Consider the following 25,907-nt stretch of genomic DNA (forward strand, 5'->3'; position numbering starts at 1 on the left):
TTACGGCAGTTCGCTAAGACTATAGCGCAAACCGTTGATGGAAACGCCAGTAGCGTCCTGCTTTTGAGATTAATTCGTCATGGGTACCCGATTCAATGATTTGTCCCTGGTCCATCACGCAAATACGATCCATGTGGGTCAGGCCGCTAAGACGATGCGTCACCATAATCAGGGTTTTGCCGTGGCTGACCTGCTGCAATAGCGTCAGAATTTGTTGCTCAGTGGTAGCATCCAGACCTTCGGTTGGTTCATCCAGCAACCATAAATCGCCACCATGCAGCACCGCGCGCGCAATCGCCAGACGACGCAGTTCGCCACCGGAAAGAGGGCGACCACCTTCTCCCATCCAGGCATTCAGACCTTCGCTGTGATCCGCCAGATGGCCGAGGCCGACCTGATGCAGGGCTTCGATGAGTTGTTCATCGCTTGCCGTCGGTGCTGCCAACAACAAATTGTCGCGCAGGGTCTGGCTAAACAGATGCACCCGTTGTGTCACCACGCTAATGCGCTGACGCAACGAGGCTTCATCCCAGTTCGCGAGAGGCTGGCCGTTCAGCGTGATGCTGCCCTGTTGCGCTTCCCAACCACGGGTAATCAATGCCAGCAGGCTGGATTTGCCACAACCGGTTGGCCCAAGCAGCGCCAGATGTTCGCCTGGCTGCAAATGCAGGGAAAAATGATTCAAAACCGCTTCAGGGCGTTGTGGATAGCTGAACTGAATATTATCCAGCGCCAGGCTGATGCCGGGTGTGGAGTGGATTTTGGCGCTCGGGAAACGAATAGCCGGAGGCTGATCGATAATCTCCTGTACCCGCTGTGCCGCGCTGGTGACCTGCGCCAGAGGCAGGAACGCACCTGCGACCGGTGCCAGTGCTTCAAAGGCCGCCAATCCGCAGAAGATGAACAACGCAATCAACGCGCCAGGTGCGCTATCGTTACCGACGCCTGCCGCAGAGATCCACAGCAACAGCGTGACCGTCACACCGGTGATAAGTAGCAACAAACTTTGCGCCAGCGCCTGTAAACGGTGTTGTTTACGTTGTGCCTGCTGCCAGTCGGTTTCTTCCTGATCCAGTTGCGCGCGCCAGCGTGCGGCCGTGCCATAAATTTGCAACTCGGCTAAACCAGTAAGCCACAGCGTCAGCTGTAACCGCCAGTTGGCCTGATGGCGTGCAATACGCTGACCTGCCGCTGCGCCAACGCGCCAAAACAGCGGTGGCATCAGCAACAAGGTTGCTAACATGATGCCGCCCAGCAGCAGTGCCAGTGGCACATCCAGCCAGGATAATCCCAGCGTCACGGCGAGAATCACCGCCGTCGCGCCAATCAGCGGGGAGATCACACGCAGATAAAGATGGTCAAGCGTATCGACATCGCTGACAAAGCGGTTCAGCAAATCACCCTGACGGAACTGCGCCAGTTGTTGCGGTGCCAGCGCAATTAATTTGCTGAAAGTAAAGACACGCAAATGCTGCAATACGCGGAAGGTCGCGTCGTGGCTGACCAGACGCTCAAAATAGCGGGCGGCAGTACGAATAATGGCTGCACCACGCACGCCAGCGGCGGGCAACATGTAGTTGAAGCTGTACAAACCAGCCACGCCTGCTACCGAAGAGGCGGCGAGGAACCAGCCGGAGAGCGTCAACAGGCCGATGCTGGCTAACAGCGTGGCGATGGCCAGCACGATCCCCAGACCAAGACGCCACGGATGGCGTCGCCACAGACGTAAAAAAGGCATCAGGCTATGCATCAGGCAATCTCCCTCTGGCGATGTTGCACCATCTCACGCAACGGACCTTCCTGCTGATGCAACTGCTGCCAGTCACCCTGTTGCACCAGTTGGCCGTTTTGCATCACCCAGATCTCATCCCAACTGGCAAGATCGCTGAGTTGGTGCGTAATCATCAGGGTGGTTTGCCGCGTAGCGGCCTGTTTCAGGGCGCTCATCACGCGCTGCTCGCTTTGGCTATCCAGGCCAGAACCGGGTTCATCGAGCAGCAGCAGTTGTGCCGGTTTCAGCAGGGCGCGCGCAACGGCAATGCGCTGTGCCTGGCCGACGGATAAGCCGGTTGCGCCATCGCCGAGCGTTGTATCCAGCCCCTGAGGTAAACGCGGCAGAAATTCAGTGACCCCGGCTTGATTGAGGGCGTTTTCCAGTTCAGCCTCACTCACGGTGCGTCCCATCAGCACATTGTCGCGCAAGGTGGCAGCCGGAAGGTGCGGGTTTTGGCCGACCCAGGCGAGATGGTGTTGCCAGTCTGAACGTGGCATATCACGCAACTCGCGACCATTAATTTTCAGGGATCCCTGATAGGGGAGAAAGCCGAGCAGGACATTCATCAGCGCGGTTTTACCGGCACCGCTTTGCCCTACCAGCGCGACCCGTTTACCTGCGCTCAGGTTAAAGCTCAACGGCTGGGACAGTGACTCCCCTTTGGCCGTCATAACTACCAGATCCTGGGCTGTTAGTTGTAGCGGGGCGGAGAAGGTGAACGGCTCGCCTGATTCGTCAGATTGCACTTCCGGGCTTTCTTGCAGGAAACGATCCAGTGCATCGGCACCGCCCACCGCCTGGGCTTTAGCATGATAAAAAGTGCCTAAATCGCGTAGCGGCTGGAAGAATTCGGGCGCGAGGATTAAGGCCAGGAAACCGGCAAACAGCGTGACGCCGCCGTGGTAATGACCAAAATTCAGCTCGCCAAGATAGGAAAAGCCGAAGTACACCGCGACCACGGCAATCGCCAGGGAGGCAAAAAACTCCAGCACCGCCGAAGAGAGGAAGGCCAGACGCAGAACTTCCATGGTGCGCTGACGAAAATCGGTGGTGCTGCGGGTGATGGCCTGTTGTTCTGCACTGGCGCGATCAAACAGGCGCAATGTTTCACGGCCACGCAGACGATCGTAGAAATCACCGCTCAGACGCGCCAGCGCAAGGAAATTGCGGCGGTTGGCATCGGCCGCGCCCATACCGACCATTGCCATAAACAGCGGAATCAAGGGTGCTGTAACCAGTAAAATCAGGCCAGCCGCCCAGTTAATCGGGAAAATCGCCACCAGAATGGCGCAGGGAATAAACACCGCCAGCGACATCTGTGGCAGATAGCGCGCGTAATATTCCTGCATCTCCTCAATTTGCTCCAGCAGCAGGGTGGCCCAGCTACCGGCGGGCTTGCCCTGAATCCATGCCGGACCCAACGTATTCAGACGGTCCAGAACCTGCTGACGCAAGGCGCGGCGAATCGCCATTCCGGCGCGCTGGCCTGCCATTTCGCGGCCATAATTCAGCGCGGCACGCAGCACAAAACACAGTAGCAACAGGGCAAACTGGCTCAACAGTTCCGTGCGAGGTTGATGGGCGATGATCAGGGCTTGAAGTAGCGTGGCGAGCAGCCAGGCTTGGGCGATAATCACCAGGGCGCTGGCAAATCCCAATAGAGAAACCAGACGCAAACTACGCGCACCGTGATGACGTTGCTGGCGGAGCCAGCGGAGAAGTTCCTGTTGCCGCGATTTGTTCATACGAAGCCGTTCAATTACTCAGAAGAGAAGTCGTTGCGAAGCAAAAACCCCAACAACGTCAGGCGCATGAACTGTAGCACGCAGGTAATAAAAAAGGCGACCAAAACAGGTCGCCTTCAGCAAATATGATCAGGTTATTAACAAGTTACTTATCGTTTTTAACCAAACCATCCAGGTAACGCTCTGCATCCAGCGCCGCCATACAGCCGGTGCCTGCTGAGGTGATTGCCTGGCGATAGATATGGTCCATCACATCGCCCGCGGCAAACACGCCAGGGATGCTGGTCTGGGTCGCATTGCCATGCAGACCAGACTGAACTTTGATGTAACCATTCTCCAGGGCTAACTGGCCTTCAAAAATGGCGGTGTTGGGGCTGTGGCCGATAGCGACAAACAGGCCGGCCACTTCCAGCGATTCAGCAGCGTCACCTTTGGTCGACAACAGTTTCAGACCGGTTACGCCCATCTGATCTCCCACGACTTCGTCCAGCGTACGGTCGGTATGCAACACGATATTGCCGTTGCGTACCTTTTCCATCAGGCGGTCGATAAGGATTTTTTCGGCACGGAAGCTGTCACGACGGTGAATCAGATGCACCTCAGCAGCGATATTCGCCAGGTACAGCGCTTCCTCCACGGCGGTGTTGCCGCCACCGATGACCGCGACTTTCTGATTGCGATAGAAAAAACCGTCGCAGGTTGCACAGGCCGATACGCCTTTACCTTTAAACGCTTCTTCTGACGGCAAGCCGAGATAACGGGCGGAAGCACCGGTCGCGATGATCAGCGCATCGGCGGTGTACTCGCCGCTGTCACCGGTCAGGCGGAAAGGACGGTTCTGCAAATCGACCGTGTGAATATGGTCGAAAATGATTTCGGTATTAAACTTTTCGGCATGTTCGTGCATGCGTTCCATCAGCGATGGACCTGTCAGATCGTGCGGGTCGCCTGGCCAGTTCTCCACTTCAGTGGTGGTGGTGAGCTGACCGCCTTTTTCCAGACCGGTAATCAATACCGGATTCAGGTTGGCGCGCGCGGCATAGACTGCAGCGGTGTAACCGGCAGGGCCGGAGCCCAGAATGAGCAGCTTACTGTGTTTGGCCGTACTCATGTGTTCCTCAGTTTTTTGTCTGACAACATAGCTAGCGATTGTAGGGAAATTGCCGCCGCAAAAAAAGTCTTCAGCAATTTTGTTAACAATCGCTGCGAGCGGCGTAGACGATGAGAAGGAATTCTGCACGCGGATTGCGCCAAAAGGGGGCAATGCTCGGTAATTAGTGGTGCAGCTGTATAAAAAATCTCATTAGAAAACAGGAACCCAGCACTCTGTCTGGCATCTTGTACTGAATTTGGATGTTTTACTTTGACAATCGCCTGCGCATTTGCGAAAACATTGTCAGAAGCAAAGAAGATTTAGCGATACAAAACAGAATTTCATACCTGTTTTGGTTTGTTTCGCCAGATTTAAACAGTCTGACATTGGTAATGACGCATGATGTGGACAGACAACATGCGTCATACGGATGGTCGCATTACTGCACAGGCTTATCGTCTTCACTTCGAGTAAGGCCCTGAGCAATGAATGTTTTCAGGGTGTGGCAGGTTAAGGGAAGGAATTAAGAGAGACAATAATAATGGTAGACAATAAGAAGCGCCCCGGAAAAGATCTGGATCGTATCGACAGAAACATTCTGAATGAATTGCAGAAAGACGGTCGTATTTCCAATGTCGAGCTTTCGAAACGTGTTGGATTATCGCCGACGCCGTGTCTTGAGCGTGTTCGTCGCCTGGAACGTCAGGGTTTCATTCTTGGCTATACCGCACAGCTCAACCCGCACTATCTCGATGCTTCGCTGCTGGTATTTGTTGAGATTACTCTGAATCGTGGCGCGCCAGATGTGTTTGAGCAATTTAACGCCGCCGTGCAAAAACTTGAGGAAACTCAAGAGTGTCACCTCGTTTCCGGTGACTTTGACTATCTGCTGAAAACCCGTGTGCCGGATATGTCAGCATATCGCAAGCTGTTGGGTGAGACCTTGCTGCGCCTGCCGGGCGTAAACGACACCCGCACCTATGTGGTAATGGAAGAGGTCAAACAGAGCAATCGCCTGGTGATCAAAACCCGTTAACGCAGGGCAGGTGCAAAGCGTGCAGGATTTCGGTACACTCCTGTGAATTCATACAGGACCAGCGTCGGGCCAGCCCGACGTTGTTGCCTTCTTAATTTACAGGCACCTGGAGAGTTCTCTTGAGCCAGGAATATACAGAAGACAAAGACGTTTCATTACAACCGCTGAGCAGCGGACGTCGGCTGCTTGAAGCGTTGCTTATCCTTGTGGCCCTGTTTGCCATCTATCTGATGGTTTCTTTGGTCAGTTTTAACCCTTCCGATCCCAGTTGGTCGCAAACGGCATGGCACGAGCCTATCCACAATCTGGGTGGCAGCGTCGGTGCATGGCTAGCCGACACCTTGCTGTTTATCTTCGGCGTGATGGCCTATGCCATTCCTCCGGTCATTATTGGCTTGTGCTGGATTACTTTCCGTCAGCGCGATCGTCACGACTACATCGATTACTTTGCGGTGGGGCTGCGTCTGATTGGCGTGCTGGCGCTGGTGGTAACCACCTGTGGTCTGGCGGCGCTTAACGCTGACGACATCTGGTATTTCGCCTCCGGCGGTGTGATCGGCAGCCTGATCAGCAACGCGATGGCACCCTGGTTCAGCTCCGCAGGTGGCACTTTAACGCTGCTGTGCGTCTGGGCAGCAGGGATTACCCTCTACACCGGTTGGTCATGGTTAACGATTGCCGAAAGAATCGGCGGTGTCGTGATGGGGGTGCTGACATTTGCCAGCAATCGCTCCCGCCAGGATGAACCCTGGCAGGAAGAAGATGAATACGAGGACGAGCAGGAGCCGGCCGATGAAGCTGTACCCGCGTTGCGTGCGGCTGCATCTGATGACGATGATGTGCTGCTGGCAAAACCTCGTAAGGTGAATGAGGCACCGCTTGATGCTGCCGGGGATGATCCCCTGTTGGCGAAAGCCAGTGCCGCTACGGCAGCAGCGGTTGCGGTGAGCAGCGAAGCGGCTCGCCAGGAACCCGTAGTACCACCGACAACGTCGCCAGCGGTTGTGCCCGCTGCGCCGCAGCCGGTGGTGCAATCGGTCCAGCCTGTGGCCACGGTTCCTCCTGCTCCGACAACACCGGTGGTGGCTGAAACTCCCGCCGCGCCGCCGTTGTACCGTTTTGAAGTGCCGGCGGAAACCTCGCCGTTCTCACCGGTCGACGAGGACGATGGCCCGAGGATGGGGAACTGGCAGGATGCTGCGCAGGCACCCTCCGCGCTCAATACCACCGCCAGTGTGGCGCTGGCCGCCGGAGCGGCAAAAGTTGCTGCTTCCAGTGCGCCTTATACGCCTGCTTTCGATGTGGTGCCGGAGCGTGATTACAACCCGCAGGTTAAACAGGGTATTGGCCCGGAGCTGCCTCGTCCGAACCCGGTGAAATTACCCACTCGCCGTGAGCTGGCTTCTTATGGCATCAAGCTTCCGTCACAGCGGATGGCTGAAGAGAAAGCTAAAGAGTCAGAACAGCAGGCTAGCGCCGCGCTGGATCCTGTTGCGGCAGAAGATGCTGCGGCGTTACAGGAAGCGCAATTGCGTGACGCTTTTCAGTCTCAACAGCAGCAGCGTTATGGCGAAAGTTGGCACACGGATGCGGAAGACGAAGATGCGTTGCAGCAGGCACAACTGGCGCGTCAGTTTGCTGAACAGCAGCAACAGCGTTACCGTGCAGAAAAAGAAGCTGAAGCGGATGAAGGGCCGGTATTTAATCTCGACACATCGTCAGCCTTTGATTTCTCACCGATGAAAGATCTGGTGGATGACAGCCCGAGTGAACCGTTATTCACCATTGCGGCCACGCCAGAACCTGAAGCTCCAGCGCCTGCACAGTGGCAGCAGCCGGTTGCGCCGCAGCCGGAGGTGATGCCGTCCTTCGATGAAGAGAGCAGCCCGTGGTCAGCCGCTGAAGAAGCGGAACCGGTTGCAGAAGAGAAACCGGCCAAATCGGTACACGATAGCCTGTTCCATCCCTTCCTGGTGCGCCATGAACAGCCGCTGGAGCGTCCATCCACGCCGTTGCCCACGCTGGATCTGCTGACGCCACCACCCTCGGAAGAAGAGCCGGTAGATATGTTCGCGCTGGAGCAAACGGCGCGATTGGTAGAAGCGCGCCTTGCTGATTACCGCGTGAAGGCGGAGGTCGTCGGTATCTCGCCGGGGCCGGTCATCACCCGCTTTGAGTTGGACCTCGCACCTGGCGTCAAAGCCGCGCGTATTTCCAACCTGTCGCGTGATCTGGCCCGCTCGTTGTCGGCGGTGGCGGTACGTGTGGTTGAGGTGATTCCCGGCAAACCTTATGTTGGTCTGGAACTGCCGAACAAGCATCGTCAGACGGTTTACCTGCGTGAAGTGCTGGATTGCGCCAAATTCCGCGACAATCCTTCGCCGCTTGCAGTGGTGCTGGGTAAAGATATTGCCGGTCAGCCGGTGGTGGCCGACCTGGCAAAAATGCCGCACTTACTAGTGGCGGGTACCACCGGCTCGGGTAAATCGGTCGGCGTGAACGCCATGATCATCAGCATGCTGTACAAAGCCACGCCGGAAGAAGTGCGCTTTATCATGATCGACCCGAAAATGCTGGAGCTTTCGGTGTATGAAGGCATTCCGCACCTGCTGACAGAAGTGGTGACCGACATGAAAGATGCGGCGAATGCGCTGCGCTGGAGTGTGGGTGAGATGGAGCGTCGTTATAAGCTGATGTCTGCGCTTGGCGTGCGTAACCTTGCCGGTTACAACGAAAAAGTGGAACAGGCTGAGGCGATGGGCCGTCCGATTCCTGATCCATTCTGGAAGCCTGGTGACAGTATGGACACCACGCCACCAGTGCTGGAAAAACTGCCTTACATCGTGGTGATGGTAGATGAATTTGCCGACCTGATGATGGCGGTAGGCAAGAAAGTGGAAGAACTGATTGCCCGTCTGGCGCAGAAGGCGCGTGCGGCAGGTATCCATCTGGTGCTGGCGACCCAGCGTCCGTCAGTGGATGTGATTACCGGGTTAATCAAAGCTAACATCCCGACACGTATCGCCTTTACGGTATCGAGTAAAATCGACTCGCGTACCATCCTTGACCAGGGCGGTGCGGAATCGCTGCTCGGCATGGGTGATATGTTGTATATGCCGCCCAACTCGTCGATGCCAATGCGTGTACATGGCGCATTTGTTCGCGATCAGGAGGTTCATGCGGTGGTGCAGGACTGGAAAGCGCGTGGTCGCCCACAGTATATCGATAGCATCACGGCAGGCGAGGAGAACGAAGGCGGTGCCGCCGGTCTGGAAGGCGATGAAGAGCTGGATCCGCTGTTCGACCAGGCGGTGGCTTTTGTGGTGGATAAGCGTCGTGCATCGATTTCTGGTGTGCAACGCCAGTTCCGTATCGGTTATAACCGCGCCGCGCGCATCATTGAACAGATGGAAGCGCAGGGGATTGTGTCTGAACCTGGACATAATGGTAACCGTGAGGTGCTGTCGCCACCGCCGCATGAGATGTAACTGCTTACTCTCCAACCGTTAATCCCGGGCCAGTATTTACTGGCCCATTGTTTATCTGGCAGTCGATCCCCATATCAACGGGAGCTTTCGGCTTTTTCTCCTGTCGAAGAGACAGTGCGGCAACTACGTTTAATGCAGTAAGTGTCGGGAAACAATGAATAAGGAATCGAATCAGATGAAATTACGCGTGATTGCCTGCGGTCTGCTGGCCTCTTTTCTTTCCGCTTCCGTGCTGGCTGATGCTTCCAGCGATTTGCAGCAGCGTCTGAATAAAGTGAACAGCTTCCATGCCAGCTTTAGCCAGAAGGTGACCGATGGTAGCGGAGCGAACGTGCAAGATGGTGAAGGTGAGTTGTGGGTAAAACGTCCCAGCTTGTTTAACTGGCATATGACGGCACCGGACGAAAGCGTGATCATTTCCGATGGTAAAACCCTGTGGTTTTACAATCCGTTTGTCGAGCAGGTTAGCGCCAGTTGGCTGAAAAATGCCACCAGCAACACCCCGTTTATGTTGATCGCCCGTAACCAGCCGAGCGACTGGAAGCAGTACAACATCAAACAGCAGGGCGATAATTTTGAGCTGACGCCGAAAAGTAGCGACGGCAATCTCAAGCAGTTCACCATCACGGTCACGCCATCTGGCACCATCAATCAATTCAGTGCGATTGAACAGGATGGACAGCGCAGCAGCTATCAGCTGAAAAGTCAGACCAATGGGGCAATTAGCCCGGATAAATTCACCTTTACGCCGCCGAAAGGGGTAACGGTAGACGATCAACGTCAGTGAGGTCACGGTGAGTAATCTTTCCCTGGATTTCTCCTCCAGCAATGAGTTTCAGCCACTGGCCGCACGTATGCGGCCAGTGACGCTGGCACAATACATCGGTCAGCAACATCTGCTGGCAGCAGGTAAACCGTTGCCCCGTGCGATTGAGGCGGGGCATCTGCATTCGATGATTTTGTGGGGGCCGCCAGGGACAGGGAAAACCACCCTGGCCGAGATCATCGCCCATTATGGCAAAGCCGATGTTGAGCGCATCTCCGCTGTGACATCCGGCGTGAAAGAGATCCGTGAAGCGATTGAACGCGCCCGGCAAAATCGCCAGGTTGGGCGTCGCACCATTTTGTTTGTTGATGAGGTGCACCGCTTTAACAAAAGCCAGCAAGATGCGTTTTTGCCGCATATTGAGGATGGCACCATCACCTTTATAGGTGCTACCACCGAAAACCCCTCGTTTGAACTGAATTCAGCGTTGTTGTCACGGGCGCGCGTCTACCTGCTGAAATCATTAACCACTGCGGATATTGAGCAGGTTTTACAGCAGGCGATGCAGGACAGCGCGCGCGGTTACGGTAATAGCGACATTTTATTGCCTGATAATACGCGCCGCATGATTGCTGAGTTGGTGAACGGTGACGCTCGCCGCGCGCTGAATACGCTGGAAATGATGGCAGATATGGCGGAAACCAACGGCGCTGGCCAGCGTGAGTTGACGCCGCAGTTGCTGAATGAGGTTTCCGGGGAGCGCGCCGCGCGTTTTGATAACAAAGGCGATCGCTTCTATGACCTGATTTCAGCCTTGCATAAGTCGGTAAGGGGGTCGGCACCGGATGCCGCCCTTTACTGGTATGCGCGTATTATCACTGCCGGTGGCGATCCGCTGTATGTGGCGCGTCGTCTGTTGGCCATCGCCTCGGAAGATGTTGGCAATGCCGACCCGCGTGGTATGCAGGTGGCGATTGCGGCCTGGGATTGCTTTACACGCGTCGGGCCCGCCGAAGGGGAACGCGCCATTGCTCAGGCGATTGTGTATCTCGCCAGTGCGCCGAAAAGTAATGCCGTTTACACCGCTTTCAAAGCGGCAATGCGTGACGCACGCGAATTTCCGGATTATGACGTCCCCGAACATCTGCGCAACGCGCCGACCAAATTGATGAAAGAGATGGGGCTGGGCAAGGAGTATCGCTACGCGCATGACGAGCCGAATGCATTTGCCGCCGGTGAAGTCTACTTTCCGCCAGAAATGGCACAAACACGCTACTATCATCCCACCAATCGTGGTCTTGAAGGGAAAATTGGCGAAAAACTCGCCTGGCTGGCTGAACAGGATCAAAATAGCCCGATAAAACGCTACCGCTCCTAAAGGCGTTACGGTAAGGTGATCCAGGAATTCAATGCATTCCAGAGGGATGCATCACTTCATTCGTTCAATCAACCTTAATTACACAGGATAAGCATGCTCGATCCCAATCTGCTGCGTAACGAGCCAGACGCAGTCGCAGAAAAACTGGCACGCCGGGGATTTAAACTGGATGTGGAAACGCTGCGCTCCCATGAAGAGCGTCGTAAAGTATTGCAGGTAGAAACCGAAAATCTGCAGGCTGAGCGTAACTCCCGATCCAAATCCATCGGTCAGGCTAAAGCCCGTGGGGAAGATATCGAGCCGCTGCGTCAGGAAGTGAACGCGCTGGGCGAACGCCTGGATGCCGCGAAAGCAGAACTGGATGCCCTGCAGAACGAAATTCGTGATTTTGCTCTGGCGCTGCCCAATCTGCCCGCCGATGAAGTTCCGCTGGGTAAAGATGACACGGAAAACCTCGAAGTTGCGCGCTGGGGTGAACCTCGTCAGTTCGATTTCCAGGTGAAAGACCATGTTGAATTGGGTGAGCAGGCGAAAGGTTTAGATTTCGCTTCTGCGGTAAAACTGACCGGTTCCCGTTTTGTGGTAATGCAGGGGCAAATTGCTCGCCTGCATCGCGCCCTGAGCCAGTTCATGATTGATCTGCACAGCCAGCAACACGGTTATCTTGAAACCTACGTCCCTTATCTGGTGAACCATGACACGCTGTATGGTACCGGCCAGTTGCCTAAATTTGGTGAAGATCTTTTCCACACCAAGCCGCTGGATGAAGAAGCGGGCAGCAGCAACTATGCGCTGATTCCGACCGCAGAAGTGCCGCTGACTAACCTGGTGCGTGATGAGATCGTCGAAGAAGAAAACCTGCCGATCAAACTCACTGCACACACGCCATGCTTCCGTTCAGAAGCGGGCTCTTACGGTCGTGATACGCGCGGTTTAATCCGTATGCATCAGTTCGACAAAGTGGAGATGGTGCAGATTGTCGCACCGGAAACCTCCATGCAGGCACTGGAAGAGTTGGTTGGTCACGCGGAGAAGGTGCTGCAACTGCTTAACCTGCCGTACCGTAAAGTGCTGCTGTGCACCGGCGATATGGGCTTTGGCTCAACCAAGACCTATGACCTTGAGGTCTGGTTACCGGCGCAAAATACCTACCGTGAAATCTCCTCTTGCTCCAACATGTGGGATTTCCAGGCGCGTCGCATGCAGGCACGCTGCCGTAGCAAGACTGAGAAGAAACCACGTCTGGTCCATACGCTGAATGGTTCTGGCCTGGCGGTTGGCCGTACGCTGGTTGCCGTGCTGGAAAACTACCAGCAGGCAGATGGTCGTATTGAAGTGCCTGAAGTTCTGCGTCCGTATATGGGCGGTATTGAATTTATTGGCTAATCTCCCGCTGTTTTTAAAAACCCGGCAATGCCGGGTTTTTTATTTCCCAAATAAAAAACTGATTTAATCTTTACCCGGAATTAATCAGAAATAAACGTTATCGTCATCTGAGAAACCTGATCGCCTAAAAATCCACAAATTCATAGAGATAGCGAGACGGTTAAGAAAGTTCTTTCGTACTCTAACTAACTGAAGATAAAAAAATTAAATTGGTTAGCAGCAAAAAATGCGGCGGTGTTTTTTTGCACATTGACTTTAAAATAGCAACTGGCAAACTGCGCGCAATTCTCTCTATTCCTTTGGTTTTTTCCCTATGTCAACCTGGTCGCGCCCCGTCCTGCTGCTGCTTTGCGGTTTGCTGCTCCTGACGGTGTCTATCGCTGTGCTCAATACGCTGGTGCCGTTATGGCTGACGCATGATCAACTGCCAACCTGGCAGGTGGGTATGGTTAGTTCATCATATTATACCGGTAACCTTGCAGGCACTTTGCTGGCAGGCTGGTTGATCACCCACTACGGTTTTAATCGTTGCTACTATCTGGCGACGATCCTGTTTGCCGTGGCAACCGTGGGGATGGCGCTGCTGGGTGGATTTTACAGCTGGACACTGCTGCGTTTTATCGCCGGTGTCGGTTGCGCACTGATGTGGGTAGTGGTGGAAAGCGCTTTGCTTTGTAGCGGCACCGTGCGCAATCGCGGCCAGTTACTTGCTGCTTACATGATTATTTATTATCTCGGCACCGTGGCCGGGCAACTGCTGGTCAGCCGTGTTTCAACCGAATTGTTGCATGTTATTCCGTGGGTAACGGCCCTGGTGCTCTGTGCGGTGTTACCAGTGGTGTTTGTTCGCGTGAATGCCGGTCATGCCAGCGAAGATGCGTCACCAGGACGTATCTGGCCGATGATGCGCCGTCGCAGTTCGCGTCTGGGTATTAACGGCTGCATTATCTCCGGGATTCTGTTGGGTTCACTGTATGGCTTAATGCCGCTTTATCTGGCACATCAGGGTATGAGCGATGCCACGGTAGGTTACTGGATGGCGCTGCTGGTCAGTTCCGGTATCGTTGGGCAGTGGCCGGTGGGGCGTCTGGCCGATCGCTTTGGCCGTTTGTTGGTGCTGCGTGTCCAGGTGTTTGTCATCATCCTCGGAGCGATTGCGATGCTGAGTGATGCGGCAATGGCCCCGGCCTTATTCGTGCTGGGACTGGCTGGGTTTACGCTCTATCCGGTAGCGATGTCCTGGGCGTGTGAAACGGTGGCACATCACGAACTGGTGGCGATGAATCAGGCACTGCTGTTCAGCTACACCCTGGGCAGTCTGGTTGGACCGGGCACCACGGCGATGTTGATGCAGAGCTACTCAGATCGTCTGTTGTTTGTGATGATTGCGGGGGTGGCACTGGTTTATCTGGTGATGCTGCTGCGCAAAGCCGACCATCACGCCACACCTGTGGCGCACGCGTAGAGCGTGTCTGCACACCTCCGTACCCGCGCGATAAATCGCGCCGCTATGGAGGTGTGTTGGCCCGGCAGGGTTAATACATCACCTGATGACCATATCCAGCCAGAATGTTCTTCACCCGTTCCATCGTTTCTTTCGTCGGTGGCTTCACACCTTCCAGCTTGTACTCTTCACCCATCGCAATCCATTTATGCTTACCTAATTCGTGGTAAGGCAATAATTCAATCTTCTCGATGTTGTCCATGTCCTGGGTGAATTCACCCAGGCGATGTACCGAATCATCATCGTCGGAATAGCCGGGCACCACGACATAGCGAATCCAGGTGCGAACACCTTTCTTCTGCAAATAGCGGGCAAAGTCCATGGTACGGTGGTTCGAGACACCGACCAGAATCTGGTGGATATCATCATTGATCTGTTTGAGATCGAGCATCACCAGGTCAGTGACTTCAAGCAGTTCATCAATAACCGGATCGTAACGTCGCACAAAACCATTGGTATCGAGGCAAGTATGGATACCCTCGGCGCGGCAGGCGCGGAACCAGTCGCGTACGAACTCTGCCTGGAGAATCGCTTCGCCGCCGGAAGCTGTCACGCCACCGCCAGAGGCATTCATAAAATGGCGGTACGACAGCACATCTTTCATTAAATCTTCTACCGTCACCTCTTTGCCGCCGTGGGTATCCCAGGTATCACGGTTGTGACAATAGAGGCAGCGCATCAGGCAGCCCTGGAAGAAGGTGATAAAGCGGATTCCCGGGCCGTCAACGGTGCCGCAGGATTCGAAGGAGTGAATACGACCGATGGTTGACATTGCGATGAGTTCTCCAATTTGGCCTGGTATCAGGCGGCACAATCTGTGTCGTGCTCTGAGGTTTAAGTCGGTTTTGCCAGAGAGCCTCGGTTAGCCTTCTGGCAAAACGACCTGGAGAAAAGGCTCCCGCAGGAGCCTTTTTTTAGCGGGACGAATTACAGGGACTTGGTGAAAGTACGGGTAATCACATCCTGTTGCTGCTCTTTAGTCAGCGAGTTAAAACGCACGGCGTAACCGGAAACACGGATGGTCAATTGCGGATATTTTTCCGGGTGATCCATCGCATCCAACAGCATTTCACGGTTCATCACGTTAACGTTCAGATGCTGACCGCCCTCGATATTGTTGGCTTCATGGTGGAAGTAGCCATCCATCAGGCCCGCGAGGTTGGTTTTACGTACGTTATCATCTTTACCCAGCGCGTTCGGTACGATAGAGAAGGTATAAGAGATACCATCTTTGGCGTAGGCGAACGGCAGTTTAGCGACCGAGGTCAGTGAGGCAACCGCACCTTTCTGGTCACGTCCGTGCATCGGGTTAGCACCCGGTCCGAACGGTGCACCTGCGCGACGGCCATCCGGGGTATTACCGGTTTTCTTACCATAAACCACGTTAGAGGTAATGGTCAGCACTGACTGAGTCGGAACAGCATTGCGATAGGTCGCCAGTTTCTGAATTTTCTTCATGAAACGTTCAACCAGGTCACAGGCCATATCATCGACGCGAGCGTCGTTGTTACCAAACTGCGGGTATTCACCTTCAATCTCGAAATCAACCGCCAGGCCATCTGCATCACGTACCGGTTTCACTTTGGCGTACTTGATAGCTGATAGTGAGTCAGCAGCTACAGACAGACCGGCGATACCACAAGCCATAGTACGGTAAACGTCACGGTCATGCAGAGCCATCAGTGACGCTTCATAGCTGTATTTATCATGCATGTAGTGGATAACGTTCAGGGCGGTGACATACTGTTTTGCCAGCCAGTCCATGAAGTGGTCCATACGCGCCATGACGGTTTCGAAGTTCAGTACGTCATCAGTGATCGGCGCTTCTTTCGGGCCAACCTGCATTTTCAGTTTTTCGTCAACGCCGCCGTTGATTGCGTACAGCAGGGTTTTCGCCAGGTTAGCGCGGGCACCGAAGAACTGCATTTGTTTACCGATCACCATCGGGCTAACACAACAGGCGATGGCATAGTCATCGTTGTTGAAGTCAGGACGCATCAGGTCATCGTTTTCATATTGCAGTGATGAAGTATCGATGGAGACTTTTGCCGCATATTTTTTAAAGTTAATCGGCAGTTTTTCTGACCACAGGATGGTCATGTTTGGTTCCGGTGATGGACCCATGGTGTACAGCGTGTTCAGGAAACGGAAGGTGCTTTTGGTGACCAGAGTACGACCGTCGACGCCCATACCTGCCAGGGACTCAGTTGCCCAGATCGGGTCGCCAGAGAACAGCTCATCATATTCCGGCGTACGCAGGAAGCGCACCATACGCAGTTTCATGACCAGGTGGTCAATCAGTTCTTGCGCTTCGGCTTCATTCAGCTTGCCTGCTTTGATATCACGTTCGATGTAAACATCAAGGAAGGTAGACACGCGACCAAACGACATCGCCGCACCATTCTGTGATTTAACCGCAGCCAGGTAGCCGTAGTAAGTCCACTGCACCGCTTCCTGCGCCGTGGTGGCAGGCAGAGAGATATCGTGACCATATTTAGCCGCCATCTCTTTGATCTGGCCCAGCGCACGGTGCTGTTCAGAAATCTCTTCACGCAGACGGATAGTGGCTTCCAGATTGACGCCGTTTTCCATGTCGCTTTGCAGTGAATTGAACTGCGCAACTTTGTCTTTCATCAGGTAGTCGATGCCATACAGCGCAACGCGACGATAGTCACCAATGATACGACCACGACCATAAGCATCTGGCAGACCGGTCAGTACACCGGATTTACGGCAACGCAGGATGTCAGGGGTATAGACATCAAACACGCCCTGGTTATGGGTTTTACGGTAATCAGTGAAGACTTTTTTCAGTGAGGCATCCAGTTCACGGCCATAAACCTTACAGGAGCCTTCCACCATTTTGATACCGCCAAACGGGATGATGGCGCGTTTCAACGGGGCTTCAGTTTGCAGACCAACGATTTTTTCCAGTGACTTGTTGATGTAACCGGCATCGTGTGAAGTGATGGTTGAAGCAAGGTCGGTATCGAAGTCAACCGGAGCGTGAGTACGGTTTTCAATCTTGATGCCTTCCAGCACGTTATCCCACAGTTTAGTGGTTGCCGGGGTGGCACCTGCGAGGAATGACTCGTCGCCTTCATAAGGGGTGTAATTTTTCTGGATGAAATCGCGTACGTTGACACCGTTCTGCCATTCGCCCGCGTTAAATCCTTCCCAGGCTGCCGCCAATTTTTCATTCAGTTCGGTCATGATATACCTGCCTTTATTTAGGGAAACTTTCACGTTTGGCACGCGATCAGGCGTGCCCGTACTCAATACTTAATTAATGTACCGGGTCATCACCGCGTAGGTAGATAACCCAGTAGGTCAATCCGACTAACAGGCCACCACCAATGATGTTGCCGATGGTGACAGGAATAAGGTTGTCGACAATAAAGTTACCGACACTGAGCGCCTGGAATTGTGAGGCACTGGCTCCGGCCATTTGCCAGAACTCCGGGCTGGCGAAGTCGCGAATCATGATCGCCATCGGAATCAAAAACATGTTAGCGATACTGTGCTCAAAGCCGCTGGCAACAAACATAGCGACAGGCAGAATCATCGCCACCATTTTGTCGAGCAGGCTGCGGCCGGAGTAACTCATCCATACCGCCAGGCACACCATCAGGTTGGCAAGGGTGCCAAGGCTAACGGCTTCAATAAAGCTATGGTGCATTTTATGGTCAGCAGTTTGCAGAACGTTTAAGCCCCACGCGCCGTTTGCCACCATATGTTCGCCAGAGAGCCAAATTAGCGCGACAAAAAACAGTGCGCCAATCAGGTTACCGATATAAACATTTAACCAGTTACGCCCCAGCTGTGCCCAGGTGATGCGACCGCTGGCTTTAGCCACCACAATCAGCACGGTGGAGGTGAAAAGGTCAGCACCGCACACCACCACCAGCATTAATCCCAGAGAGAAGCAGATGCCGCCAATCAGTTTTGCCATGCCGTAAGGCATCGTGCCGCTACCGGTGGTGGCGGTGATATAGAACACAAAAGCGATAGAAATGAATACGCCAGCGGTTATGGCAAGAAAGAAGGTGGTTAAGGGGTGTTTAGTGGCTTTATAAACCCCGGCATCTTCAGCAACCTTTGCCATTGCCGCCGGTAATAATGAATTAAACGGGTTGTCAGTTTTCACACTAACGCTCTCCAGGAATTATCTGGGATTAATACTAACAAAGGAGTATAGGACAGGATTTGATATGGATCATATTTGGCCGGTGGGGTGGGGGTGTCAGGGGCTATTGGGCAAGCGAAACCGCATTAACCAATTGAATATTATCAAATAAATATTTTTTAATATTTGCAAATATTGTTGAGAAACGCAACGATGGAAAAGCTGAATTGTTAACGAATATTATTGCTTGAGTCTAAAATGTTATCTGAAATTTTCCTGAGAAAGGTAAAACCGCTGATAATAAAAAAAGGCGCTGAAGTTATTCAGCGCCTTTTTGGGCATTATCTGACCTTTTACCGCAAAATAAGGCTATTTATTTCGCTAACCAATAACGACGTTTGGCCGCCTGTAACTTTTCATAAGCTGCCAGCAACGACTGATGGGCCGGGAAGGCTTTCAAATCTAAATCTACGGCTTGCAGGCCGTAGAACGGCGCTTCACCGCTGATAGCGGCTGATGCCGCGTCAACGGCTGCTTCACCGTACATACGGATAAAGGCGCGGTGGTATTGAACCGGATCGCGTTCCTCTTCCATAGCCAGCAGCAGCAGGGTTTGCAGGCAACGGTAGTAGTTAGCACGCTCAGCACTGAAGATTGACTGGTTAAATTCCATCGTCCATTCAGTCCAGATCAGTGCCTGATCGAGGTCACCACCAGCCAGTGCCAGCATGGCTTTCAGCTCGCCAATACGCAGCGTAAACCAGCCATTGTCTTTGCCCGATGCCAGACCCAGCAATTCGCGAACACGGGTAAAGTCATCGTGACCTTCTTCATCCAGTTGGGTGATCAGATCCAGATAGGCTTCCGGCTCCCATTGGCTCGCCGGCAGGGCCAGCAGGGTTTCACGCAGCGGTGCGCCCATGTTGTTGTTTGCCAGCAGCAAGTCTTCCGCCGGGTAAATATCAGACATGCCCGGTACAATGATGCGGCAGGCATACACGCTCAAATGCTCGTAATCGGCGATGTACACTTCTTTATCTTCAGCGCGGAAGATAGCCATCAGCGTGTCAAACTCTTCGTGTGTGCTGCCAGCAAAGCTCCAGTCAACAAACGGATAGTCGGCATCGTCTTTGAACATATCCCAGGAAATCAGACCGCTTGAATCAATAAAGTGGGTTTCCAGGTTGGCATGCTCGGCAACTTCTTCATCATCGAAGGTTGGCGGCGTGAACACGTCGAGATCTTTCAGGCCACGACCTTGCAGCAGCTCGGTAACGGTACGCTCCAGCGCCACACCAAAATCAGGATGTGCACCAAATGAAGCGAAACAGGTGCCGTTCGCCGGGTTGAACAGCACCACACAGATCACCGGGTATTTACCGCCGAGGGAGGCGTCATAGGCAAAAATCGGGAAGCCTTCAGCTTCCAGACGTGCGATGGCCTCAACCACGCCAGGATAGCGCTGCATAACAGCTTCAGGAATTTCTGGCAGGCTGATGGATTCAGCAATGATGCGGTTTTTAATATGGCGCTCGAACACCTCGGACAGTCCCTGTACACGCGCTTCGTTAGCGGTGTTACCTGCTGACATTCCGTTGGACACATACAGGTTGCCGATAATATTCATCGGGATATAGACGGTCTGCTGGTCTGACTGACGTGTAAAGGGCAGGCCGCAAATGCCACGCTCAGCACTGCCGGATTGCAGGTCGATCAGGTCACTCGCGCTCAGGCTATCTTCAGGATCATAGAATTCACGCAGGCGAGTATCGAGGATCCCTGCTGGCAGGCTGCCATCTTCAGGTAAGGGGAACCACTTCTCGTTGGGATAGTGGACAAACTCGCCGTTAGCGATGGACTCACCCAGCCAGAAGTCAGCAAAGAAGTAGTTGGTTGAGAGGCGCTCAAAGTATTCGCCCAGCGCAGAAGCCAGCGCGGCCTTTTTGCTGGCACCTTTACCGTTGGTAAAGCACAGCGGGCAGTCACGATCGCGAATATGGACTGACCACACATGAGGGACAGGGTTCAGCCAGGAGGCTTCTTCGATGTTAAAACCCAAATCCTGCAATTTTTGCTGGAAGCGTGAAATGGAGTCTTCCAGTGCAGCGTCTTTACCTGGAATAAAAGTTTGCGTCATGATGGCGCTCTCTAAGTCAATGGGGTGGGCGTAAAGCGCGCAATAATACGGGTTTTGCACGCAATTCGCTATTCGGTTGGCGAAGTTTCTCTCTCGCTTATGTTACGGGTTTTTATCCGCCTGGCGGCATTCTGATTTTACTTCGCAGATAAACCTCACAAAATTCCATTGTCGATTACATTTATGACATAAGCTGCGGTGGAGCTGGCTCTGGAAATGTGATCGCGGTTGGATAAATGATTGCAGCCATCCAGAGGCAATGATAAAACCGGTAGGGTATTCATAACCGTTCGATATGACAGTGGTGAGGGGAAATGACGCAGGTTTATAATTTTAGCTCCGGTCCAGCGATGCTGCCGGTTGAAGTGCTCCGTCGTGCAGAACAAGAATTGACAAACTGGCACGGGTTAGGCACCTCGGTGATGGAAATCAGTCACCGTAGTAAAGAATTTATTCAGGTGGCGGAAGAGGCTGAGAAAGACTTTCGCGATCTGCTGAAAATCCCCGCCAACTACAAAGTTTTATTCTGTCATGGCGGTGCGCGTGCGCAGTTTGCGGCTATCCCTGGTAACCTGCTGGGTGCCGCTAAATCTGCTGACTACATTGATGGCGGCTATTGGGCGCACAGTGCAATTAAAGAAGCGGAAAAATACTGCTCGCCAAATACCATTGATGTAAAAACCACCCGTGATGGTAAGCGTGCGATTCTGCCGATGCGCGAATGGCAACTGAGCAATGATGCGGCTTATGTGCATTTTTGCCCAAATGAAACTATCGATGGTATCGCGATTGATGAACAGCCAGACTTTGGCGACAAAGTGGTGGTGGCCGACTATTCATCAACCATCCTGTCACGCCCGATTGACGTCAGCCGTTATGGTGTAATCTATGCGGGTGCGCAGAAAAATATCGGTCCGGCAGGCCTGACGCTGGTTATCGTACGTGAAGATTTGCTGGGCAAAGCACACAGCTATGTGCCGTCCATTCTCGATTACAAGGTGCTGGCGGAGAACGATTCCATGTTCAACACCCCACCGACATTTGCCTGGTATCTCTCTGGCCTGGTCTTCAAATGGCTGAAAGAGAAAGGTGGTGTGGCCGATATGGACAAGCAGAATCAGGCTAAAGCTGATCTGCTTTACGGTGTGATTGATCGCAGCGACTTCTACCGTAACGATGTTGCGGCGGAAAACCGTTCACGTATGAACGTGCCTTTCCAGTTGGCAGATGCTGCGCTGGACAAAGTATTCCTCGAAGAATCGCTCAAAGCTGGCCTGCATGCGCTGAAAGGTCATCGCGTGGTTGGTGGTATGCGTGCCTCGATTTACAATGCGATGCCGCTGGAAGGTGTAAAAGCCCTGACCGATTTCATGGTCGATTTTGAGCGTCGCCACGCTTAATTATTCATATATGCCAGTTTGACTGGTACCAGACCCCGTTGTTTTCAGACGGGGTTTCTTCTTTTCTGGAGATTGAGTTTCACATGCAGGACTCCCTGACACTACAACCGATTGCTCGTGTTGATGGCACGGTAAACCTACCGGGTTCCAAGAGCGTATCTAACCGTGCACTGCTGCTGGCAGCGCTGGCAAAAGGTACCACACGCCTGACCAACCTGCTGGATAGTGATGATGTTAAGCATATGCTTAACGCGCTGAAAGCGCTGGGTGTGAGCTATACGCTCTCTGCGGATCGCACTGTTTGTGAGGTGACCGGTAATGCTGGTCCACTGCACGCAGATCAACCGCTGGAACTTTTTCTGGGTAATGCCGGCACAGCGATGCGTCCACTGGCTGCCGCATTGTGCCTTGGCCAGCAATCTATCGTGCTGACCGGTGAGCCGCGGATGAAAGAGCGCCCGATTGGTCACCTGGTTGATGCACTGCGTCAGGGCGGAGCTAAAATCGATTATCTGGAGCAGACCGACTATCCACCGTTACTGCTCAAAGGGGGCTTTAACGGCGGTGAAGTGAGTGTCGACGGTAGTGTTTCCAGCCAGTTTTTGACGGCGTTATTAATGACGGCGCCTTTAGCAGAGCAGGACACCACCATCACGATCAAAGGTGATCTGGTATCAAAACCCTACATTGATATCACATTGCATCTGATGCGTTGTTTCGGTGTTGAAGTTGATAACCAGAATTACCAACGCTTTGTCGTTAAAGGGCAGCAGCAGTACCAATCACCGGGCGATTATCTGGTCGAAGGTGATGCCTCTTCAGCTTCCTATTTCCTCGCTGCTGCGGCAATTAAAGGCGGGACCGTGCGTGTTACGGGTATTGGACGTAACAGCGTGCAGGGTGATATCCGTTTTGCCGATGTGCTGGAAAAAATGGGTGCCACCGTTGAATGGGGTGAGGATTACATTGCCTGTACTCGCGGTTCTCTGAACGCAATCGATATGGATATGAACCATATTCCTGATGCCGCGATGACCATTGCGACCACGGCATTGTTTGCTAACGGTACCACCCTGATGCGCAACATCTATAACTGGCGCGTTAAAGAGACTGACCGTCTGGCCGCGATGGCGACTGAACTGCGTAAAGTCGGTGCTGAAGTTGAAGAAGGGCACGATTTCATTCGTATCACCCCGCCTGCGCAGTTGCAGCATGCCGATATCGGCACTTACAACGACCACCGCATGGCAATGTGTTTCTCGCTGGTCGCTCTGTCAGATACGCCTGTGACAATCCTTGATCCAGGTTGTACCGCAAAAACCTTCCCTGACTATTTTCAGCAGTTGGCGAAAATCAGCCACACGTCCTGATACTGACACCCGGTGGCCTTTCCTGCCGGGTGACTTTACTTTCTCCTGGCCTTAGTACCGGAAATTCCTCCGATTCTGCCCAAATTTATAACGCTGTCTGCGCTAAGGGGTAACGAACCTGACGCGGTCAGCGTATAATGCTGCGCAATCCGCACAGCCATGCCGGCTGAAAATACGCATTCAGCAACAGGAGAAAACAATGACGGCAATCGCCCCGGTTATTACCATCGATGGGCCTAGTGGTGCAGGGAAGGGAACCTTGTGCAAAGCGATGGCGGAGTCATTGCAGTGGCACTTGCTGGATTCGGGCGCGATATATCGCGTCCTGGCTTTGGCTGCGATCCATCATCAGGTGGATATTGAGTCTGAAGAGGCCTTAGTTCCGATGGCGGCTCACCTCGACGTGCGTTTTCTTTCCGTTGATGGTGAGATGCAGGTCATTCTGGAAGGTGAAGACGTGACCGGTGAAATCCGTACTCAGGAAGTGAGCAACACCGCGTCACGCGTTGCCGCCTTCCCACGGGTACGTGAAGCGCTGTTACGTCGTCAGCGGGCTTTCCGTGAGGAGCCGGGTTTAATTGCTGATGGTCGTGATATGGGGACAGTCGTTTTCCCTGATGCACCGGTAAAAATCTTCCTTGATGCCAGTTCAGAAGAGCGTGCTCATCGCCGTATGCTACAGTTGCAGGAGAAGGGCTTTAGTGTTAACTTTGATCGCCTTTTAGCCGAGATAAAGGAACGCGACGACCGCGATCGTAATCGCGCAATCGCCCCTTTGGTGCCTGCTGCCGATGCTCTGGTGCTGGATTCAACCAGCATGTCAATTGAGCAAGTAATTGAAATGGCACTTGATTATGCCCGCCAGAAGCTGGGCATTTAATATTTTCGGTAACCGAATTGCAGTAACCCTGTACCACGGATCCGGTGCAGGGCATGTGAAACAACCCCATCCGACAATGACGTCAGGTGGACGTTAAATTGAAGAATCCTGAAGATTATCAATATGACTGAATCTTTTGCTCAACTCTTTGAAGAGTCCCTGAAAGAAATCGAAACCCGTCCGGGTTCCATCGTTCGTGGCGTCGTTGTTGCTATCGACAAAGACGTAGTTCTGGTTGATGCGGGTCTGAAATCTGAATCTGCAATCCCTGCAGAGCAGTTCAAGAACGCAGCTGGCGAACTGGAAATCCAGGTGGGCGACGAAGTTGACGTTGCTCTGGACGCAGTAGAAGACGGCTTCGGTGAAACCCTGCTGTCCCGTGAGAAAGCTAAACGTCACGAAGCTTGGATCACGCTGGAAAAAGCTTACGAAGATGCTGAAACTGTTACCGGTGTTATCAACGGCAAAGTTAAAGGTGGCTTCACAGTTGAGCTGAATGGTATTCGTGCGTTCCTGCCGGGTTCACTGGTAGACGTGCGTCCAGTTCGCGACACCCTGCACCTGGAAGGCAAAGAGCTTGAATTCAAAGTAATCAAGCTTGATCAGAAACGTAACAACGTGGTTGTTTCTCGCCGCGCAGTTATCGAATCTGAAAACAGCGCTGAACGTGATCAGCTGCTGGAAAACCTGCAGGAAGGCATGGAAGTCAAAGGTATCGTTAAGAACCTCACTGACTACGGCGCATTCGTGGACCTGGGCGGCGTTGACGGCCTGCTGCACATCACTGACATGGCCTGGAAACGCGTTAAGCATCCGAGCGAAATCGTCAACGTGGGCGACGAAATCACTGTTAAAGTGCTGAAGTTCGACCGCGAGCGTACCCGTGTATCTCTGGGCCTGAAACAGCTGGGCGAAGATCCGTGGGTAGCTATCGCTAAACGCTATCCAGAAGGCACCAAGCTGACCGGTCGTGTAACCAACCTGACTGATTACGGCTGCTTCGTAGAAATCGAAGAAGGCGTTGAAGGTCTGGTACACGTTTCTGAAATGGACTGGACCAACAAAAACATCCACCCGTCTAAAGTTGTTAACGTGGGCGACGTGGTTGAAGTTATGGTTCTGGACATCGACGAAGAACGTCGTCGTATCTCCCTGGGTCTGAAGCAGTGCAAATCTAACCCATGGCAGCAGTTCGCAGAGACCCACAACAAAGGCGATCGCGTTGAAGGTAAAATCAAGTCAATCACTGACTTCGGTATCTTCATCGGCCTGGACGGTGGCATCGACGGTCTGGTTCACCTGTCTGACATCTCCTGGAACGCAACTGGCGAAGAAGCCGTTCGTGAGTACAAAAAAGGCGACGAAATCGCTGCCGTTGTACTGCAGGTTGATGCAGAGCGTGAGCGCATCTCTCTGGGTGTGAAACAGTTGGCTGAAGATCCGTTCAACAACTACATCACCCTGAACAAGAAAGGCGCTATCGTGACTGGTAAAGTCACTGCAGTTGACGCGAAAGGTGCTACAGTAGAATTAGCTGATGGCGTAGAGGGTTACCTGCGCGCTTCTGAAGCTTCACTGGACCGTATCGAAGACGCAACTCTGGTTCTGAGTGTTGGTGACGACGTTGAAGCTAAATTCACTGGCGTTGACCGTAAGAACCGCGTTGTAAGTCTGTCTGTCCGTGCGAAAGACCAGGCTGACGAGAAAGAAGCTATCAACACTGTTAACACCAAACAGGAAGAAGGCAACTTCTCTAACGCTATGGCTGAAGCGTTCAAAGCGGCTAAAGGCGAGTAATCGACCCGAAGCAACGGGCGGCGTAAG

Annotated in this window: 17 protein-coding genes; 10 read left to right on the plus strand and 7 right to left on the minus strand. The window is 53.3% G+C overall.

All coding sequences use genetic code 11. The features are described from left to right. Positions 1 to 19: 19 nt before the first annotated feature. From cydC to trxB, 3 genes are all read right to left on the minus strand, one after another. A complete protein-coding gene (cydC, locus tag AC6I8R_RS06760; RefSeq protein WP_497832045.1) occupies positions 20 to 1,750 on the minus strand; it encodes a heme ABC transporter ATP-binding protein/permease CydC in 1,731 nt (576 codons plus the stop codon). Next, a complete protein-coding gene (gene cydD, locus AC6I8R_RS06765; RefSeq protein WP_497832046.1) occupies positions 1,750 to 3,519 on the minus strand; it encodes a heme ABC transporter permease/ATP-binding protein CydD in 1,770 nt (589 codons plus the stop codon). The genes cydC and cydD overlap by 1 nt, the downstream gene beginning before the upstream one ends. Positions 3,520 to 3,664: 145 nt before the next feature. Next, positions 3,665 to 4,630 (minus strand): thioredoxin-disulfide reductase, encoded by a 966-nt coding sequence (gene trxB / locus AC6I8R_RS06770; protein WP_021182591.1) that lies wholly within the window; start codon positions 4,628 to 4,630, stop codon positions 3,665 to 3,667. Between the two features lie 523 nt (positions 4,631 to 5,153). On the opposite strand from trxB, the gene lrp reads away from it, so the two are divergent. The 6 genes from lrp (at position 5,154) to AC6I8R_RS06800 (ending at position 14,131) form a co-directional block, all read left to right on the plus strand. Next, positions 5,154 to 5,648 carry a leucine-responsive transcriptional regulator Lrp gene (gene lrp, locus AC6I8R_RS06775; protein ID WP_006118610.1) on the plus strand — a complete coding sequence of 165 codons (495 nt, stop codon included), beginning with the start codon at positions 5,154 to 5,156 and terminating at the stop codon, positions 5,646 to 5,648. A gap of 119 nt (positions 5,649 to 5,767) precedes the next feature. Continuing rightward, on the plus strand, positions 5,768 to 9,136 hold the full coding sequence (locus AC6I8R_RS06780) for a DNA translocase FtsK 4TM domain-containing protein (protein ID WP_497832047.1): 3,369 nt from the start codon (positions 5,768 to 5,770) through the stop codon (positions 9,134 to 9,136). A gap of 175 nt (positions 9,137 to 9,311) precedes the next feature. After that, complete coding sequence (gene lolA, locus AC6I8R_RS06785; protein ID WP_021182593.1) at positions 9,312 to 9,923, plus strand: outer membrane lipoprotein periplasmic chaperone LolA; 612 nt, start codon at positions 9,312 to 9,314, stop codon at positions 9,921 to 9,923. Positions 9,924 to 9,930: 7 nt separating this feature from the next. Beyond that, the gene (locus AC6I8R_RS06790) at positions 9,931 to 11,280 is read left to right on the plus strand and encodes a replication-associated recombination protein A (RefSeq protein ID WP_021182594.1); all 1,350 of its coding nucleotides are present in this window, start codon (positions 9,931 to 9,933) and stop codon (positions 11,278 to 11,280) included. 93 nt (positions 11,281 to 11,373) lie between these two features. Then, positions 11,374 to 12,666: a serine--tRNA ligase gene (gene serS / locus AC6I8R_RS06795; protein WP_415174070.1), complete on the plus strand. Its 1,293-nt coding sequence runs from the start codon at positions 11,374 to 11,376 to the stop codon at positions 12,664 to 12,666. Between the two features lie 313 nt (positions 12,667 to 12,979). Then, positions 12,980 to 14,131, plus strand: a complete 1,152-nt coding sequence (locus tag AC6I8R_RS06800) for an MFS transporter (RefSeq protein ID WP_036624587.1) — start codon at positions 12,980 to 12,982, stop codon at positions 14,129 to 14,131. A gap of 70 nt (positions 14,132 to 14,201) precedes the next feature. Here AC6I8R_RS06800 and pflA read toward each other — a convergent pair whose 3' ends face one another. The 4 genes from pflA to ycaO all read right to left on the minus strand — a co-directional run bounded on the left by pflA (position 14,202) and on the right by ycaO (position 20,433). Beyond that, positions 14,202 to 14,942 (minus strand): pyruvate formate lyase 1-activating protein, encoded by a 741-nt coding sequence (pflA, locus tag AC6I8R_RS06805; protein WP_021182597.1) that lies wholly within the window; start codon positions 14,940 to 14,942, stop codon positions 14,202 to 14,204. 155 nt (positions 14,943 to 15,097) lie between these two features. Further along, positions 15,098 to 17,383 (minus strand): formate C-acetyltransferase, encoded by a 2,286-nt coding sequence (pflB, locus tag AC6I8R_RS06810; protein WP_415174071.1) that lies wholly within the window; start codon positions 17,381 to 17,383, stop codon positions 15,098 to 15,100. A 73-nt stretch (positions 17,384 to 17,456) separates the two neighbouring features. Beyond that, the gene (gene focA / locus AC6I8R_RS06815) at positions 17,457 to 18,317 is read right to left on the minus strand and encodes a formate transporter FocA (RefSeq protein WP_415174072.1); all 861 of its coding nucleotides are present in this window, start codon (positions 18,315 to 18,317) and stop codon (positions 17,457 to 17,459) included. Positions 18,318 to 18,669: 352 nt separating this feature from the next. Further along, positions 18,670 to 20,433, minus strand: a complete 1,764-nt coding sequence (gene ycaO, locus AC6I8R_RS06820) for a 30S ribosomal protein S12 methylthiotransferase accessory factor YcaO (protein WP_497832048.1) — start codon at positions 20,431 to 20,433, stop codon at positions 18,670 to 18,672. A 314-nt stretch (positions 20,434 to 20,747) separates the two neighbouring features. Between ycaO and serC the strand changes: the two genes are divergently transcribed. From serC to rpsA, 4 genes are all read left to right on the plus strand, one after another. Continuing rightward, positions 20,748 to 21,833 carry a 3-phosphoserine/phosphohydroxythreonine transaminase gene (serC, locus tag AC6I8R_RS06825; RefSeq protein WP_497832049.1) on the plus strand — a complete coding sequence of 362 codons (1,086 nt, stop codon included), beginning with the start codon at positions 20,748 to 20,750 and terminating at the stop codon, positions 21,831 to 21,833. 83 nt (positions 21,834 to 21,916) lie between these two features. After that, positions 21,917 to 23,203 carry a 3-phosphoshikimate 1-carboxyvinyltransferase gene (gene aroA, locus AC6I8R_RS06830; protein WP_208725123.1) on the plus strand — a complete coding sequence of 429 codons (1,287 nt, stop codon included), beginning with the start codon at positions 21,917 to 21,919 and terminating at the stop codon, positions 23,201 to 23,203. 199 nt (positions 23,204 to 23,402) lie between these two features. Next, complete coding sequence (cmk, locus tag AC6I8R_RS06835) at positions 23,403 to 24,083, plus strand: (d)CMP kinase (protein ID WP_021182603.1); 681 nt, start codon at positions 23,403 to 23,405, stop codon at positions 24,081 to 24,083. A 123-nt stretch (positions 24,084 to 24,206) separates the two neighbouring features. Then, positions 24,207 to 25,880 (plus strand): 30S ribosomal protein S1, encoded by a 1,674-nt coding sequence (gene rpsA, locus AC6I8R_RS06840; RefSeq protein ID WP_021182604.1) that lies wholly within the window; start codon positions 24,207 to 24,209, stop codon positions 25,878 to 25,880. The last annotated feature ends 27 nt before the right edge of the window (positions 25,881 to 25,907 follow it).

Source organism: Pantoea sp. X-Soil-OKNW-713, from assembly GCF_059730685.1.

What these genes read in the sequence shown, in the direction of transcription:
- serC (WP_497832049.1), top strand. Translation starts at nt 20,748, where the DNA reads ATGACGCAGGTTTATAATTTTAGCTCCGGTCCAGCGATGCTGCCGGTT.
- trxB (WP_021182591.1), bottom strand. Translation starts at nt 4,630, where the DNA reads ATGAGTACGGCCAAACACAGTAAGCTGCTCATTCTGGGCTCCGGCCCT.
- aroA (WP_208725123.1), top strand. Translation starts at nt 21,917, where the DNA reads ATGCAGGACTCCCTGACACTACAACCGATTGCTCGTGTTGATGGCACG.
- lolA (WP_021182593.1), top strand. Translation starts at nt 9,312, where the DNA reads ATGAAATTACGCGTGATTGCCTGCGGTCTGCTGGCCTCTTTTCTTTCC.
- ycaO (WP_497832048.1), bottom strand. Translation starts at nt 20,433, where the DNA reads ATGACGCAAACTTTTATTCCAGGTAAAGACGCTGCACTGGAAGACTCC.
- pflA (WP_021182597.1), bottom strand. Translation starts at nt 14,942, where the DNA reads ATGTCAACCATCGGTCGTATTCACTCCTTCGAATCCTGCGGCACCGTT.
- lrp (WP_006118610.1), top strand. Translation starts at nt 5,154, where the DNA reads ATGGTAGACAATAAGAAGCGCCCCGGAAAAGATCTGGATCGTATCGAC.
- cmk (WP_021182603.1), top strand. Translation starts at nt 23,403, where the DNA reads ATGACGGCAATCGCCCCGGTTATTACCATCGATGGGCCTAGTGGTGCA.
- AC6I8R_RS06800 (WP_036624587.1), top strand. Translation starts at nt 12,980, where the DNA reads ATGTCAACCTGGTCGCGCCCCGTCCTGCTGCTGCTTTGCGGTTTGCTG.
- pflB (WP_415174071.1), bottom strand. Translation starts at nt 17,383, where the DNA reads ATGACCGAACTGAATGAAAAATTGGCGGCAGCCTGGGAAGGATTTAAC.
- cydD (WP_497832046.1), bottom strand. Translation starts at nt 3,519, where the DNA reads ATGAACAAATCGCGGCAACAGGAACTTCTCCGCTGGCTCCGCCAGCAA.
- cydC (WP_497832045.1), bottom strand. Translation starts at nt 1,750, where the DNA reads ATGCATAGCCTGATGCCTTTTTTACGTCTGTGGCGACGCCATCCGTGG.
- serS (WP_415174070.1), top strand. Translation starts at nt 11,374, where the DNA reads ATGCTCGATCCCAATCTGCTGCGTAACGAGCCAGACGCAGTCGCAGAA.
- rpsA (WP_021182604.1), top strand. Translation starts at nt 24,207, where the DNA reads ATGACTGAATCTTTTGCTCAACTCTTTGAAGAGTCCCTGAAAGAAATC.